This is a genomic window from Halorubrum sp. LN27 (assembly GCF_016635065.1).
Taxonomy (GTDB): Archaea; Halobacteriota; Halobacteria; order Halobacteriales; family Haloferacaceae; genus Halorubrum; species Halorubrum salipaludis.
On record NZ_JAEPET010000001.1, the window covers coordinates 3115061 to 3129157 of the forward strand.

The window sequence follows — 14097 nt, forward strand, 5'->3', positions numbered from 1 at the left end:
GATGCTCGCCGACACCACCGTCTGGGCGTGGATCGGGCTGCTCGCGATGGGCGCCGGCACGGTCCCCCCGCTGTGGGCGTGGTACTCCCGGTCCTCGGAGACCGGCGAGTCGCACGCGGTCTACTACGGGACGCTCGCCGGCGTTACCGGCGTCGCGGCGCTCGCGTACCTCGCGATGGCGCTCGGCTTCGGCACCGTGCCGACGCCGGGCGGCGACCTCCCGGTCGCCCGCTACGTCGACTGGCTGATAACGACGCCGCTGCTCCTGTTGTACCTCGGGCTGCTCGCCCGCCCGTCGCGCCGGCTGCTCGGCGGCCTGATCGCGGTCGACGTGGTCATCATCGCGGGCGGAATCGCCGCCGTCGCTACCGTCGGAACCGTCTCGTGGGTCCTGTTCGGCGTCGCCGCGGCCGCGTACGCCGCGCTCGTCTACGGGCTGCTCGTCTCGCTCCCGCGGTCGGCCTCCGCCGAGGCCGACCGGGTCCGCGCCGTCTTCGGGACGCTTCGGAACATCACCGTCGTCCTCTGGACGCTGTACCCGGTCGTGTGGCTGCTCGCGCCAACCGGCTTCGGCCTGCTGACGCCGGCGACGGAGATGCTCGTGTTCGTCTACCTCGACATCGTCTCGAAGGTCGGGTTCGTCGTCGTCGCGGTCGCGGGCGCGGACGCGCTCGACCGCCTCGGCGCCGAGCGCGGGCTCGGTTCGGGGTCCGAGGCCGCCGGCTTCGACGCCGGCACCGACTCCGCCGACGGGGAGCACACGACCGTCCTCGGCGACGACTGAACCGGTTCGTTTCTCCTTTTTCTCTCTCTCTACTCCCCGTCCGCGACCAGATCCTTGTACCGCGCGCCGGTCTGTTTGAGCGTCTCGGTCGAGTAGAGCCGCTCGTGTGGGACGGGGAGGTGGTCGGCCGCCAGCTCGTCGATCTTCGCGTCGACCGCCTCGGCCTCGCGCCCGTGGATCATGGTGAACAGGTTGTACTCCCAGTCCTGGTCGCTCCGGCGCGGGCGGTGGTAACACAGCGTGACGTACGGGAGGCTCCCGACGGCCTCGCCGCGCTCGTCGAGCTCGTCGTCGGGCACGTCCCACACCACCATGCAGTTGTTCGTGAACCCGGTGACGACGTGGTTGACGACGCAGCCGATGCGCTTGATGCAGCCGTCCGCGAGGAGGCGCTCGACCGCCGCGAGCACGTCGTCGAGGGGGGCGTCGATCTCCTCGGCCACGTCGGCGTAGGGGGTCGGAGACAGCGGGAAGCCGTCCTGGATCGCCAAGAGGAGGTCGCCCTCGAGCGGCGTGAGATCGCCCCGGGCGCTCTCGGAGATGCGGGTGGCGGAGACCGCCGTCCCCTCCAGCGATTCCCGCGCGAACCGGTCGCCGTTGACGACGGGGAACTCCAGATCGATGTAATAGTCCGTGAGCATCGGGAGGTTCAGCACCTCGCAGCCGGTCCGCTCCTCGATCTCCGCGAGGATCGCGTCGCGCGTCTCCCGCGAGCCCGCCGTGACGACGAACCACTGGTTCCACTCGTGGTCGCGGCGGTAGTTGTGGTTCACCTGCCGGTAGCCGTTGATGACCTCGGCGACCTCGTCGAAGCGGTCCTCGGGCGCGCGCACCGCCGCCAGCGTCGACGACCCGATGACGGGCGGGTTGAGGACGGCCCCGAACCGCCGGAACACGCCGCGCTCCCGGAGGTCGCGCACGCGGTCGAGGACCTCGTCGGCGTCGACCTCGACGCCCGTCTCGGCCGCGATCTCGCGGGCCACCCGCTCGAAGGGGCGCGGCTCGACGGGGAAGCCGCTCTGGTACTCGTCGATGAGGGCCGCGTCGACAGCGTCGAGGTCGGCCCGCCAGTCGGCGTCCAGACTCATTGCCAGAGGTAAGGCGTCGAGGTATCTACGGGTTTCGGAGGCGGTTCGACGGGGACGGGGGTTCGGGACCGATCAGTCGTCAGCGGGGGCCTCGCCCGGGGCCGGGGCGAACGCCCGGGCGCTCTCCTCGAGCTGCGTCGTCGAGCAGCCGCCGACGGTCGCGGCCTGTTCGAGCGTCAGCGTGCGGGCGCGATACAGCGTGAGCGCGGTGGCGACGGATTTGGACGTCATCGGGAACAACTGTTCTCTAGATGGACGATCATATAACTCTAACGGCTTTCAAGGTGTATTACAGAATCTAGTAGCGATATAGTTGGCTGTTCTGGGCTTTTATTGAGTTAGAAATAGACATCTGTCTGTTTATACTATGCGACCAAGTACCACGGAACGGGTGCGATCGCCCCCGAATCACCGGGCTCGTCGCTCGCGCGCACTGCGATCGAGGCGGCGACGGGTCCCTCGTCCGAGGCGGCGACGGGTCACGCGTCCCCGCCGACGCGGGGGCTCTTCGGTTCCCAGCGTTCGGGAGGCGAGCGGGGGACTTTTCGTCGGGAAGGCCGAACGGAGCGTATGGCTCAGGCGACTCAGGAGTTCGGCGACTGGCCCCTTAAGCGGCTGATGACCGAGGTCTGCGGCTCCGGCCACAAGTCGGCCGACGACCTCACGCGCGCACAGGCGACCGAGGCGTTCGAGCGGGTTCTCGCGGACGAGCCGGACCCGACGACGCTCGGGGCGTTCTGGCTCGCCAACCGCTGGAAGCGGAACACGCCCGAGGAGCTGGGCGCGTACGTCGACGTGATGTGCGACCGCGTCGAGTACGCCGAGCCCGACGCCGACCCCGTCGACTGCGGCGCCAACTACGACGGGAAGGGGCGGTCAGCGATCCTCGGCGTCGCGGCGGGCGCCGTCGCGGCGGCCGCGGGTACTCCCGTCGTCGTCCACTCCGGCGACCGCGTGCCCACGCAGAAGCAGGACGCCTACAAGCACGTCTTAGACGAGCTGGGCGTCCACACCGAGCTGACGCCCGCCGACTCCGCCGACATGGTCGACGAGACCGGCTTCGGCTTCTACTACCAGCCCGCCTTTAACCCCGCGGTCGACGACCTCTGGGAGCGTCGGGACATGATGGGCGTCCGCACGTTCGTCAACACGATCGAGACGCTGGCGAACCCCGCCGGCGCCTCCACGCACCTCGGCTCCTTCTACCACCTCGCGTTCGCGAAGAAGGTGGTCGACACGTTCGTCGCAAGCGAGTTCCACGACCTCGACCGCGTGCTCATGTTCCAGGGGATGGAGGGGTACGACGACGTGCGCCCCGGCTACACCAAGGTCGCCGAGTGGGACGCGGGCGACGACGCGGACGACGCGGCGGGCTCCGAGGGCGCCTCCTTCACCGACTTCGAGATCGAGACCGCGGAGTACGGGATGGACCTCGAGGAGGACGACCTCGCGGTCGACGACGTCGCGGCCGAGTCGGCCGCGATCACCGAGGCGGTGCTGGCCGGCGAGCGCGACGGCCCCTTCGCCGACGCGGTCGCGGTCAACGCCGCGCTGCGGATCTACGCCGGCGAGGACGCCGACTCGATCGAGGAGGGCCTGGAACTGGCCCGCGAGGCCATCGACGACGGCTCCGCGCACGAGGTCCTCGAAGCGCTCCGCGCGTTCTGACCGCGGCGTCGGTCTCGTCTCTCGCCGCTTTTCGTTCGCCACTTTCCGCCCGCCGTTTTTTCGACTCGCCGTTCGGTCGCGTTCCGTGACCGCTACCGGCGCTTTCGGTTCGCTTTCAGCCCGCTTTCATCCCGATTTCACCCTGCTTTCTCTTCACGCTCATCTCTCTTTCGTCCCGCTTTCACCGCCCGAACCGCCGGATCTGGGTCGAATTTGGGAGAGAATTCGCAAAGGGGTCTTGAGGCCGTGGCGCCAAGTGAAGGTGTACCGAACATGATCCACGATACCGCTCCCCACCATGCCCACGTGTGAACACTGCGAGGCGCACGTCTCCGAACGGTTCGCCCGCGTGTTCGCGGACCCCCGCGGTCGGATACACGCGTGTCCGAACTGCTCGGCGAACGCCGGGATCGCGGAGGTCGCGAAGGAACGGTCGCAGAACGCGTAACTCCCGCTGACCGGTTCGTTCGGCCCTACCGTCCGCTTCCGCCCGCCGCCTACCGCTCGGGCGCGGGCGGCATCGAGCGCTTGTGAGCGCTGCGCTCGTACAACTCGACCACGCGGTCGACGGCCTCCTCGGGCACGTTGAGTTCGCGAACCGTCGCCGCCCGGGAGAGCCCGCCGTCGACGTGGACCGCCAGGATCGCGTCGACGGTGTCGTAGTCGAGTCCCATCTCCGCGGCGTCGGTCTGTCCCTCCCACATGCCCGCGGTCGGTTCCTGCATCACGAGGTCACGCGGGACCCCGACGTGGGCGGCCAGCTGGCGCACCTGCTGTTTGTACAGGTTCCCGATGGGGTTGCAGTCGACCGCCTGGTCGCCGTACTTCGTGAAGTAGCCCGTCATCGCCTCCGCGCGGTTTCCGGTCCCCAACACGACCCGGTTCTCGGCGTTGGCGACGAAGTAGTTCAGCACCGCGCGGGTCCGGACGTAGACGTTGCCCGCCGCCGTGCGGTCGTCTTCGGCCTCGGGGAACGCCGAGAAGAACGACTCCGCGATCGGCTGGATCTCGACCACGTCGTACTCGATCCCGAGATCGTGGGCGACGCGCTCGGCGTCGCTCATCACGTCCGGGTCGTTCACCTCCGCGGGCATCGTGATCCCGTGGAGCCCGTCCTCGCCGAGCGCCTCGACGGCGAGGTAGGCGGTCAGCGTCGAGTCGATTCCGCCGGAGAGCCCCAAGACGGCGCCCTCGGCGCCCGCGCCGTCGACGAGGTCGGCGATGAAGGAAACGATGCGCTCGCGGGTTGCCTCCAGCTCCTCGTCCGAGAGGAGGAGGTCGAGCGGGGGGTCGTCCGACAGCAACACCGACTGGTCCGAGGTCCGGCTCATGGGGAGAGCCTAGGACCGAGGCGACTAATACCTCCCCGTCGGCGCGGGGAACTGGACGCGCGTCGGGTTCCGCCGGAGTCGCTCGTGTTCGGCCTACAGCAGCCCCTCGTGTTCGGCCAACAGCAGTCCCTCCAGCGTCGCGTCGTTCGTCGGCGCCTCCCGGGCGATCGCCAGCGCCTCGTCGATCGGCACCGACCGCGGGACGAGGAACTCGTTGCTGTCGTGGTCGACGTCGACCGGCTCTAACCCCTCCGCGAACACGTAGCCGCGCTTGTGGCGCAACACGCCCGTCGAGCACCACACCTCCTGGAGCAGCGCGGTCGACGACGGCTCGAACCCGGTCTCCTCGGCGAGCTCGCGGGCCCCCGCCTCGGTGTACGACTCGCCGGCCTCGACGATCCCAGCGGGGAGCTCCAGCTGGGTGTTCCGCACGGTCGGGCGGTACTGCTCGACGAACAGCACCCGGTCGTCGGCGACCGCGACCACGACCGTCGCGGGCGACAGCTCCGCCCAGTAGTACTTCTTCTCGGTCCCGTCGGGCTGCTCGACGCGGTCGTAGCCGCCGACGAACCACCCCTCGTCGTACTCGACGACGACCTCCCGGACCGGCCACTCCGGCTCGCCGGGCAGCGAGTGGTTGCGGCCGTCGTCGAAGGCCGGCAGGTCGCGAAGGTCGTCGCTCACGGCCGAACCACCTCCACGTGGTAGACCCGCCCGTCCCGGCGGACGCGGACCCCGTCGTCGGTCGCGGCCTCCGGCACCTGCCGAGTGAGGGCGTCCACCTCGTCGAACGGGGTGTGGGTGAACCACTCCTTGATCCCGTACGAGTCAGCCAGGTACGGGTCGGACCGCCCGTCGTCGCTCGCGAGGGCGCTCGTGAGGAACGGGTACCGCCGGTCGGAGACGTTGTTCACGTCGGCCGCGGTCTCGTTCGTCTCGATCGGCTCGGCGGTGAGGTAGTACGGGTCGCCGCTCCCGAGGTAGCTCGGGAGCGCCCCCAACGCGAGCAGGGCGACGGCGACCAGGGCGATGGCGACGAGGAGGTTCCGGGTGACCCGGCGCATGGTCCGCGTTGGCGCCGCCGGGGAATACCGGTTTCGACCGCGGCGGTCACCGCCTCTCCCGCCACGTCCCGTCCTCGACCTCGCCACGTCCCGTCCTCGACCTCGCCACGTCCCGTCCTCGACCTCGCCACGTCCCGCCCGCGACCCCGCTGCGGCCGACGCGCTTTACTCGCCCGCGGCCCACGCTCGCCCATGGAGTTCCGGTTCGAGCTGGCGCTGTGTGCCGCGCTCGAATCCCCGGACCGCGTCGTCGCCCGCCAGCTCGGGGCGGGGATCGAGAACCCGGGCGGCCGGATCGTCGACGTCTGCGTGCTGACCCCCGGGCCGGCGTTCGACCGGCGCGCAGCGATCTCGCCCGCCCGGATCCCGGACCCCGCGATCGAGGCCGCCGTCGGCCCGGGCGAGGCGGTCCCCCTCGCGGAGGCGTTCGACCTCCCCCCGGACCGCGCCGAGGCGGTCGCCGAGCGCGCGGCCGAGGTCGGCTACCTCGAACGCGAGCGCCGCGACGGGCGCCCGGTCGTGCGCGCGACCGCCCGGTACCCCGACGACTGGGTCGGCTCGCTGACAGCGATCGAGAACAAGCCGGACCTCGGCACGCCCGGCGACCTGTCGGCCCAGCTGCGGTACGACGCCGCGCTGGGACTGTTCGACGAGGTCGTGCTCGCGACCGCCTCGTACGTCACCCGCGCGCACCTCAACCGGATCCCGGAGTCGATCGGCGTCTGGCGGTTCGACCCCGATTCTGGCGACCGCGAGGTCGTCCGGGAGCCGACGCCCCTCGATCCCGGCGCGCCCGGCGTCGAGATCCGCGAGGAGCGCGGGCTCCGGACCGACGTGGCGCTCGTCGACCCCGCGGCGAAGGCGCGGAAGCGCCGCCGGATCGCCGAGCGCGCCTACGGGAAGGGGTGGCGCCCGGACCCGCCGGCCTGCGCGCACGCGACGACGACCGCCGACGGGCGCCCGTACTGCGAGCGGTTCGACCGGGTCGTCGACCCCGGCCGCGACTGCGGCGCGGCCTGCGACGCGTACGAGCCCGCGGAGCCGCCCGCCACAGATCGGGACGGCCTCCGCGACGCACGGACCGCGTGGGTGGCCGACCCCGCGGGAGCCGGCCCGCGGCGTCAGTCCGGGCTCTCGCGGTTCCTGTGAGCGCTCGCCCCTACCTTCACCGTCCCTAATCCCTACCCTCGTCCCTAATCCCTACCCTCGTCCCTACCTCCACCCTCGCCCCTACCTTCACCGTCCCTAATCCCTACCCTCGTCCCTAATCCCTACCCTCGTCCCTACCTCCACCCTCGCCCCTACCTTCACCGTCCCTACCCCCCACCACCGTCCCCACCCCCAACCCCGCCGACCACCGGATCCGCGTGGCAACGCTTTATACGTCGACGGCGGAACGTGTAGGTATGGACGAGATCGAAGACGTGTTCGTCGCGCGGCTGATGACGAGCGACCTGCACACGGTGACGCCGGACACGCTGGTCGAGGACGCGGCGGCCGTGCTGCTCGACAACGACATCAGCTCGGCGCTGGTCGTCGACGACGACGGCGCCTTGGTCGGCATCCTCACCACGACCGACTTCGTCGACATCGTCGCGAAGAGCCAGCCGAAGGCCGAGACCACGGTCGAGCGCTACATGAGCCGCGACCCGATCACGGCGAGCGCGCAGGACTCCGTCTCGGCGGTGGCCGCGACGATGGTCGAACACGGGATCCACCACGTCCCCGTCGTCGACGGCGACGAGCCGATCGGGATCATCACCACCTCCGACTTCGCCGCCTACGTCTCCTCGCCGGAGGCGAAGTCGGCGTAGCTCGGTCGCCCCTTCCGTTCTGTCCGTCTCGGACCGCGGCGTCACCGACTGTCGCTTCCTCGAGTGCCGCGTCCGCGACGCCGACAAGTGCCGCCCCTTTCTGTGGGGTATTACCCGCGGATCGCGTACCGCACGCTATGTCCGATCACCTGCACCTCAACCTCTTCACCATGGCCTCGGTCGAGCACGTCTCGCCCGGGTCGTGGACCTACCCCGGCGACCGCTCGCCGGAGTACACCGACCGCGAGTACTGGACCGAGGTCGCGCGCACCGCCGAGCGCGGGGGCTTCGACGCGGTGTTCTTCGCCGACGTGCGCGGGATCTACGACGTGTACGGCGACGACCGCGAGACGGCCGTCGAGAAGGCGGTCCAGACGCCCGCGAGCGACCCGCAGCTCGTCGTCCCCGCGATGGCGGAGGTCACCGACGACCTCGGCTTCGCCGTGACGCGCTCGACGACCTACACCCACCCCTACCAGCTCGCGCGGGAGTTCTCCACGCTCGACCACCTCACCGACGGGCGCGTCGCGCTCAACGTCGTCACCTCCTACCTGGAGTCGGCCGCCGAGAACCTCGGGCTCTCGGAGCGGGTGGACAAACAGACCCGCTACGATCGGGCCGACGAGTTCCTCGACGTCTGTTACAAGCTCTGGGAGGAGTCGTGGGAGGAGGATGCCGTCGAGGTCGACCGCGAGGCGGGCCGGTACACCGACCCCGAGAAGGTCTCCGCGATCGACCACGAGGGCGAGCACTTCTCGGTGCCCGGCCCCCACGGCTGCGAGCCCTCGCCACAGCGCACGCCCGTGATCTATCAGGCGGGCTCGTCGGACCGCGGGCGCGAGTTCGCGGCTGCGAACGCGGAGGGCGTCTTCGCCAGCCAGCCCACCGAGGAGGGCGTCCGTGAGTACATGACGGACGTGAAGTCGCGGGCGGCTGACCACGGGCGGGACCCCGAGAGCCTCCGCTTCTTCATCGGCGTCGTGCCGATCGTCGGCGAGACGGAGGCGGCCGCCGAACGGAAACACGAGGCGTACAAGAGCCACGTCGACGTCGAGGCGACGCTCGCGCTCCTCTCCGGGTTCCTCGACATGGACCTCTCGGAGCTGGACCCCGACCAGAAGGTCGAACACATCGAGACCGACGCGATTCAGGGGACGATGAACGCGTTCACGAAGGCCCAGCCGGACCGCGAATGGACCGTCCGCGAGGTCGCGGAGTTCTGCGGGCTCGGCACCACCTCCCCGAAGATCGTCGGCACCCCGGAGCAGGTCGCCGACGAGCTGGCGTACTGGCACGAGGAGGTCGGCGTCCACGGCTTCAACGTGAAGGAGGTCGTCCGCCCCGACTCGCTGACGGACTTCGTCGACCTCGTCGTCCCCGAGCTGCGCGAGCGCGGGCTCGTCCCCGATCCGGACGACGCGGGGGACGCGCCGCGCGGCGACGGCACCCTCCGCGAGCGGCTCCTCGGGACGGGCCAGTCCCGGCTCCGCGAAGACCACCCGGCGAAGCAGTGACCGAGGGCGGTTCCCCCCGTCCTCGCGGCGATCTCCCGGGCCGCTAAGGCGACAACGCTGCCGCCCCCGGCACGCTTAAGTGGATTCCCCCGCTTGTCTCAGGTGACGCTTCGCTTGGAGGGCCGAAGCGTCAGCGGGGACCTACTGAACGACACGCTCGTGCCACCTTTTCCCGGCACGGGCGTGCCGTTCGTTCCTTTGATTGCGAGAGCGGCCGGTCTCTTTCGGCGGTGTCGCTTGCCGCCCGTGTGTCTCGCCGCCGGTGTGTCCCGCTGACCGTAGCGACGCGCCCGTCTCGCCGACACGTCCAAGAGCCTCGGCGTCGACCCCCGCGTATGCCGCTCTTACAGTTCTCGACGAGCCTGTCGCTCTCGCCGGCCGAGCGCGAGTCGTTCGCCGCGTTCGTCACCGACCGGTACGTCGAGGAGATGGAGACGACCGCCGGGCACGTCGCGGTGACGGTCTCGGAGCTGGACCGTTCGGCGATGACCCTCGGTCGCGCCGTCGACGGACCCCTGCTGTTCCTCGACGCCGAGATCAGGGAGGGGCGCCCGTTCGAGTACAAGCGCGCGTTCGCGCTCGCCGTGATGGAGCACGCGGTCGCGGAGTTCGGCGTCCCGGAGCCGAACGCGAAGGTCGTGTTCACCGAGCACGCGGGCGCGGACATGATGGGAATCGACCGGGTCGGCGGCGACTGGACGGGCGAGTGACGGGAGCGACGGCTCCTCGGAGTCGCAGGTCCCGGCAGCCTTCGCCGCGATCGCGGCCGCCGCTCGCCTCAGAGCCGCTCGCCCTGGTACGTCCCGTCGTAGGTCCCGTCGTGGTCCGCCCGCGCGAGGACCAGCTGGGCGATCCGCGCGCCGGGCTCGATCTCGATCGGGTGGCCCACGTCGAGCCGCCCCTCGCCGACCCCCTCGTAGCCCGCGTCCCAGACCGCGGTGTCGAGGGTACAGGAGTTCCGCAGCAGCGTCGACCGCGGGAGCACGAACCCGATCCGCTCGTCCGGGATCCGCACTGGCTCGCCGTACCGGACCACGTACGTCCCCGCGTCCAGCCGGTACGCGCCGTCCTCCGGGTCGAGCTCCTCGCGCTCCCCCACTCGCTTCCCGTCGCGGCGGACCGCGCCCGGCTCCGTCTGCTCGAAGACGGCGCCGACCGTGAGGTCGACCCCGTTCGGCTGTCGCTGCTCGTCGTCGAGGTCGGCGTCGCCTCCTTCGAGCGCCGCCGCGACCCTCGCTCCCGAGTCGAACATGCTCGACCGGACCCGCGGGCGAGACTAAACGGTGTCGCCCGCGATCGCGGCGCCGATCGCTCAGATCGGCAGGATCGCTGAAACCTCAGAATTCGGGAGGTATAGGCCTTTATCGGCCTTATACACTCGTTACGTCTATTCCTGTCATGGGGGATGATACCAGTCTCGTCTGCCCGCAAAATCCGCCGGTTCGACCGATCTAACACGGTCGATCTTGCAGAAAACTCGCGGGTTTTATATCCTCGGGAGAGCCACCTTCGGATGATATGGGACAGACGATTACGGAGAAAATCCTCGATGACCATCTCGTCGAGGGCGAGCTGACGCCCGGCGAGGAGATCGGCATCGAGATCGACCAGGTGCTGACGCAGGACACGACGGGGACGATGGTGTGGCTCCAGTTCGAGGCGCTGGAGATGGACGAGGTCCAGACGGAGCTCGCCGCGCAGTACTGCGACCACCAGACGTACCAGTTCGACTTCAAGAACACCGACGACCACCGGTTCCTCCGCTCCGCGGCCGGCACGTACGGCGCGTACTTCTCCCGGCCCGGCAACGGGATCTGCCACCAGGTCCACAAGGAGAACTTCGCGGCGCCCGGCAAGACGCTGCTCGGCTCCGACTCGCACACGCCGACCCCCGGCGGGCTCGGCCAGCTCGCGATCGGCGCCGGCGGGCTCGACATCGCCGTCGCGATGGGTGGCGGCCCCTACTACGTCGAGATGCCCGAGGTCGTCAACGTCCACCTCGAAGGCGAGCTCCCCGAGTGGGCGACCGCCAAGGACATCGCGCTCCACCTGCTCGGCGAGCTGACCGTCAAGGGCGGCGTCGGCAAGATCTTCGAGTACACCGGCCCCGGCGCCGAGAACCTCTCGATCCCCGAGCGGACCACGATCACGAACCTCGGGACCGAGCTCGGCGCCACGTCGTCGATCTTCGCGACCGACGAGAAGACCAAAGACTGGCTCGCGCGCCAGGACCGCGAAGACGAGTACGTCGACCTCCAGCCCGACGAGGACGCGGAGTACGCCGAGACGATCGAGGTCGACCTCGACGAGCTCGAGCCGCTCGTGGCCGCGCCGTCGATGCCCGACAACGTCGCCCCCGTCAGCGAGTACGAGGGCACCGACGTCGAGCAGGTCATCATCGGCTCCTGTACCAACGGCGCCTACGAGGACATCCTCCCCAGCGCGAAGATGCTTGAGGGACGCGAGGTCTCGAAGAGCACCGAGATGATCGTCGCGCCCGGCTCCAAGCAGGCCTCCGAGATGCTGGCCCGCGAGGGCTGGACCGCCGAGATGATGGCGGCCGGCGTCAACTTCTCTGAGGCGACCTGCGGTGCGTGTATCGGTATCGGTCACGTGCCCGCCTCCGACTCCGTCTCGCTGCGCACCTTCAACCGCAACTTCGAGGGTCGCTCCGGCATCGAGGACGACTCCGTCTTCCTCTGCTCGCCCGAGGTCGCCACCGCGGCGGCCATCACCGGCGAGATCGTCGACCCGCGCGACCTCGCCGACGACCTCGGCGACCTCGAGGCGCCCGGCCTGGAGATGGGGACGAAGTACGGCCCCGGCATGGGCGAGGACGACTCCGACATCATCTCGCCCGACGAGGCGATCGACGACGGCCTCGTCAAGGGCCCGAACATCGGCGACGTGCCGCTCAAAGACGGGATCGACGTGGACGGCGGCGAGGCCCTCCTCAAGATGGAGGACAACATCACCACCGACCACATCATCCCGGCGACGGCGGACATCCTGAAGTTCCGCTCGAACATCGAGAAGCTCTCCGAGTTCACGCTCTCGCGCGTCGACGACACGTTCGCGCAGCGCGCCCTCGACGCCGACGGCGGCGTCCTCGTGGCCGGCGAGAACTACGGTCAGGGCTCCTCGCGCGAGCACGCCGCCCTCTGTCCGATGTACCTCGGCATCGAGGCGGTCTTCGCCCAGAGCTTCGCCCGCATCCACAAGGCGAACCTCTTCAACTTCGGTATCGTCCCGCTCGCGATCGACGCGGAGACGTACGAGAAGATCGACCAGGGCGACGACCTCGAGATCGTCGACGACGTGCCCGCGGGCGTCCGCTCCGGGCAGGAAGAGTTCACCGTGAGCGTCAACGGCGAGTGGGAGTTCACCGCCGACCTCGACGCCTCCGAGCGCGAGCGCGACATCCTCGCGGCCGGCGGCAAGCTCTCGTGGGTCAAACAGCAGCACGCCGACGGCGGCTCCGGCGCGGCGCCGGCCGACGACTGAGCGCGCTGTCTAGCGAGACTCACCGGTCCGTTTTCCACATTTTTCGACGCGTCCGTCCTTCGAGCGGCGGCTGTGCGGATCGGCGTCGTGACGCGGCTCTCGATGTTTAAATACCGTCTTTCCCTCGCCATCCTGCGACACTCACTCCCGACATCGATCACCGCGGTCCGATCAGAACAGGTCGTCGACGTCGCGCCGCTTCCGCTCCGCCAGTTCCACGTGGTCAGCGAGCCGCGCGGCCACCTGCGGACGGGCCTCCGGCGTGCGGAGGAACGCGAACAAAAGCTCCGCGAACGTCGTCCGGCCGGTGCCGCGCTCCGCGTGCGCGAGCACCGCCGCGGCCTCGAACGTCTCCTCGTCGCCGGGGGCGACCGCGCCGGCCAGCGCCGGCGCCGCGAGGCGCGCGGCCGCCAGGTCGAGGTCGCCGAACCGCGGCGCCGCGCCCCCGATCCGGAGCGTCGGCGGGGCCGCGCGCTCGATTGTCTCGGGATCGGTCGCGAGCCGGCGACACCAGTCGCGGACGGGGGCGACGTCGACCCCGCGCGGCGCCGCCCCGACTCCGTCGAGGTACTCGACCGCGTTCTCGGCGCAACCGACCGCCCCGGACCAGTTGCGGGCGCCGGCGTGATGAGTCGCCGCGGCGGTCGCGATCAGCCCGTGGAGGAGGCGCTCGTCGGGGCCCTCGGCGAGCGGGAGCCACGCCGCCTCCCACGGGTCGTGCGCCGCGAGGACGTGTCCCTCGTTGAACAGCGCGGCGCCGGCACGGAGCGCGGCGGAGACCGGCGGATCGGCGTCGCCGGGGGTGGCTCCGTCGGCGGCCGGCTGGACGTCTCCGTCGGCGGCCGCCCCGACGCCGGGCCCGCGGTCGCGGTCGGTCATATCCGTCCGTCGGGGACTCCGACGGATAAGCGATGAGGATGCCCGCGGTGAGCGCCGGGATCGGAAGGGCGGGCGGAACGGGAAGGGAAGCGTCAGCGGGAGGCGAAGGTTGGAGGGCGAGCGTCAGCGGGATCGGTGGTTCGTCGCGATCAGCCGTCGGCGGCGCCGGCCGGACCGTCGCCGGGCGCCGACCGCGCGCGGTCGACGACGCGGTCGAGCGCGTCCGGGTACCGACGCTGGAGGGCGACACCGGCGACCGCGCCGGCGACGGCGGCCGCGGCGAACGCGGCCGCGGTCGGGAACGCGGCGACCGCCAGCGTCAGGACCGGCACGGCGGCGAGCGCGGCCGTCGCGCGCCACGAGGGCGCGCGGTCGGCGGGCGCCGGACCGGTGTAGAGGTCGGGGTGTCTCGTGCGTCTGGAGGGTGAATCTCGTGTCATCGTGTGTCCTG

16 protein-coding genes are annotated in these 14097 nt (G+C 70.4%); 8 read left to right on the plus strand and 8 right to left on the minus strand.

Going from position 1 to position 14097, the window contains the following annotated elements; all coding sequences use genetic code 11:
- The first annotated feature begins 1 nt into the window (after position 1).
- A complete protein-coding gene (locus JIN95_RS15430) occupies positions 2–784 on the plus strand; it encodes a bacteriorhodopsin (RefSeq protein ID WP_200532037.1) in 783 nt (260 codons plus the stop codon).
- A gap of 29 nt (positions 785–813) precedes the next feature.
- Here the strand turns inward: JIN95_RS15430 and JIN95_RS15435 are convergent, their stop codons facing one another.
- Both JIN95_RS15435 and JIN95_RS15440 read right to left on the minus strand, forming a co-directional pair.
- A complete protein-coding gene (locus JIN95_RS15435) occupies positions 814–1872 on the minus strand; it encodes an Lrp/AsnC family transcriptional regulator (protein WP_200532038.1) in 1059 nt (352 codons plus the stop codon).
- Between the two features lie 72 nt (positions 1873–1944).
- Positions 1945–2103 (minus strand): hypothetical protein, encoded by a 159-nt coding sequence (locus JIN95_RS15440; protein ID WP_198951483.1) that lies wholly within the window; start codon positions 2101–2103, stop codon positions 1945–1947.
- Positions 2104–2442: 339 nt separating this feature from the next.
- Between JIN95_RS15440 and JIN95_RS15445 the strand changes: the two genes are divergently transcribed.
- Entirely contained in the window at positions 2443–3540 is a 1098-nt protein-coding gene (locus JIN95_RS15445) for an anthranilate phosphoribosyltransferase (RefSeq protein ID WP_200532039.1), read from the plus strand.
- 298 nt (positions 3541–3838) lie between these two features.
- Positions 3839–3988, plus strand: a complete 150-nt coding sequence (locus JIN95_RS15450) for a hypothetical protein (protein ID WP_200532040.1) — start codon at positions 3839–3841, stop codon at positions 3986–3988.
- Between the two features lie 49 nt (positions 3989–4037).
- On the opposite strand, the gene JIN95_RS15455 is transcribed toward JIN95_RS15450, so the two are convergent.
- The 3 genes from JIN95_RS15455 to JIN95_RS15465 form a co-directional block, all read right to left on the minus strand.
- Positions 4038–4871, minus strand: coding sequence for an NAD+ synthase (locus JIN95_RS15455; RefSeq protein WP_200532041.1), 834 nt, complete (start codon positions 4869–4871; stop codon positions 4038–4040).
- A gap of 93 nt (positions 4872–4964) precedes the next feature.
- Positions 4965–5555, minus strand: a complete 591-nt coding sequence (locus JIN95_RS15460) for an NUDIX hydrolase (protein WP_095635617.1) — start codon at positions 5553–5555, stop codon at positions 4965–4967.
- Positions 5552–5935, minus strand: a complete 384-nt coding sequence (locus JIN95_RS15465) for a hypothetical protein (RefSeq protein WP_095635616.1) — start codon at positions 5933–5935, stop codon at positions 5552–5554. The genes JIN95_RS15460 and JIN95_RS15465 overlap by 4 nt, the downstream gene beginning before the upstream one ends.
- 192 nt (positions 5936–6127) lie before the next feature.
- On the opposite strand from JIN95_RS15465, the gene JIN95_RS15470 reads away from it, so the two are divergent.
- The 4 genes from JIN95_RS15470 to JIN95_RS15485 all read left to right on the plus strand — a co-directional run bounded on the left by JIN95_RS15470 (position 6128) and on the right by JIN95_RS15485 (position 9973).
- Positions 6128–7084 (plus strand): DUF5787 family protein, encoded by a 957-nt coding sequence (locus JIN95_RS15470; protein ID WP_200532042.1) that lies wholly within the window; start codon positions 6128–6130, stop codon positions 7082–7084.
- A gap of 257 nt (positions 7085–7341) precedes the next feature.
- Complete coding sequence (locus JIN95_RS15475) at positions 7342–7749, plus strand: CBS domain-containing protein (RefSeq protein WP_200532043.1); 408 nt, start codon at positions 7342–7344, stop codon at positions 7747–7749.
- A gap of 137 nt (positions 7750–7886) precedes the next feature.
- Positions 7887–9263, plus strand: coding sequence for an LLM class flavin-dependent oxidoreductase (locus tag JIN95_RS15480; protein WP_200532044.1), 1377 nt, complete (start codon positions 7887–7889; stop codon positions 9261–9263).
- 335 nt (positions 9264–9598) lie between these two features.
- Positions 9599–9973 (plus strand): tautomerase, encoded by a 375-nt coding sequence (locus tag JIN95_RS15485; protein WP_200532045.1) that lies wholly within the window; start codon positions 9599–9601, stop codon positions 9971–9973.
- A gap of 68 nt (positions 9974–10041) precedes the next feature.
- On the opposite strand, the gene JIN95_RS15490 is transcribed toward JIN95_RS15485, so the two are convergent.
- Positions 10042–10515: a deoxyuridine 5'-triphosphate nucleotidohydrolase gene (locus JIN95_RS15490; RefSeq protein ID WP_200532046.1), complete on the minus strand. Its 474-nt coding sequence runs from the start codon at positions 10513–10515 to the stop codon at positions 10042–10044.
- A 266-nt stretch (positions 10516–10781) separates the two neighbouring features.
- On the opposite strand from JIN95_RS15490, the gene JIN95_RS15495 reads away from it, so the two are divergent.
- Entirely contained in the window at positions 10782–12767 is a 1986-nt protein-coding gene (locus JIN95_RS15495; protein ID WP_200532047.1) for an aconitate hydratase, read from the plus strand.
- Between the two features lie 171 nt (positions 12768–12938).
- Here the strand turns inward: JIN95_RS15495 and JIN95_RS15500 are convergent, their stop codons facing one another.
- Together JIN95_RS15500 and JIN95_RS15505 are read right to left on the minus strand one after the other, a co-directional pair.
- Positions 12939–13646 (minus strand): DUF309 domain-containing protein, encoded by a 708-nt coding sequence (locus JIN95_RS15500; RefSeq protein ID WP_200532048.1) that lies wholly within the window; start codon positions 13644–13646, stop codon positions 12939–12941.
- A gap of 149 nt (positions 13647–13795) precedes the next feature.
- Positions 13796–14086 carry a hypothetical protein gene (locus JIN95_RS15505; RefSeq protein ID WP_095635608.1) on the minus strand — a complete coding sequence of 97 codons (291 nt, stop codon included), beginning with the start codon at positions 14084–14086 and terminating at the stop codon, positions 13796–13798.
- Positions 14087–14097 lie beyond the last annotated feature (11 nt).

What these genes read in the sequence shown, in the direction of transcription:
- JIN95_RS15430 (WP_200532037.1), top strand. Translation starts at nt 2, where the DNA reads ATGCTCGCCGACACCACCGTCTGGGCGTGGATCGGGCTGCTCGCGATG.
- JIN95_RS15435 (WP_200532038.1), bottom strand. Translation starts at nt 1,872, where the DNA reads ATGAGTCTGGACGCCGACTGGCGGGCCGACCTCGACGCTGTCGACGCG.
- JIN95_RS15440 (WP_198951483.1), bottom strand. Translation starts at nt 2,103, where the DNA reads ATGACGTCCAAATCCGTCGCCACCGCGCTCACGCTGTATCGCGCCCGC.
- JIN95_RS15445 (WP_200532039.1), top strand. Translation starts at nt 2,443, where the DNA reads ATGGCTCAGGCGACTCAGGAGTTCGGCGACTGGCCCCTTAAGCGGCTG.
- JIN95_RS15450 (WP_200532040.1), top strand. Translation starts at nt 3,839, where the DNA reads ATGCCCACGTGTGAACACTGCGAGGCGCACGTCTCCGAACGGTTCGCC.
- JIN95_RS15455 (WP_200532041.1), bottom strand. Translation starts at nt 4,871, where the DNA reads ATGAGCCGGACCTCGGACCAGTCGGTGTTGCTGTCGGACGACCCCCCG.
- JIN95_RS15465 (WP_095635616.1), bottom strand. Translation starts at nt 5,935, where the DNA reads ATGCGCCGGGTCACCCGGAACCTCCTCGTCGCCATCGCCCTGGTCGCC.
- JIN95_RS15470 (WP_200532042.1), top strand. Translation starts at nt 6,128, where the DNA reads ATGGAGTTCCGGTTCGAGCTGGCGCTGTGTGCCGCGCTCGAATCCCCG.
- JIN95_RS15475 (WP_200532043.1), top strand. Translation starts at nt 7,342, where the DNA reads ATGGACGAGATCGAAGACGTGTTCGTCGCGCGGCTGATGACGAGCGAC.
- JIN95_RS15480 (WP_200532044.1), top strand. Translation starts at nt 7,887, where the DNA reads ATGTCCGATCACCTGCACCTCAACCTCTTCACCATGGCCTCGGTCGAG.
- JIN95_RS15485 (WP_200532045.1), top strand. Translation starts at nt 9,599, where the DNA reads ATGCCGCTCTTACAGTTCTCGACGAGCCTGTCGCTCTCGCCGGCCGAG.
- JIN95_RS15490 (WP_200532046.1), bottom strand. Translation starts at nt 10,515, where the DNA reads ATGTTCGACTCGGGAGCGAGGGTCGCGGCGGCGCTCGAAGGAGGCGAC.
- JIN95_RS15495 (WP_200532047.1), top strand. Translation starts at nt 10,782, where the DNA reads ATGGGACAGACGATTACGGAGAAAATCCTCGATGACCATCTCGTCGAG.
- JIN95_RS15500 (WP_200532048.1), bottom strand. Translation starts at nt 13,646, where the DNA reads ATGACCGACCGCGACCGCGGGCCCGGCGTCGGGGCGGCCGCCGACGGA.
- JIN95_RS15505 (WP_095635608.1), bottom strand. Translation starts at nt 14,086, where the DNA reads ATGACACGAGATTCACCCTCCAGACGCACGAGACACCCCGACCTCTAC.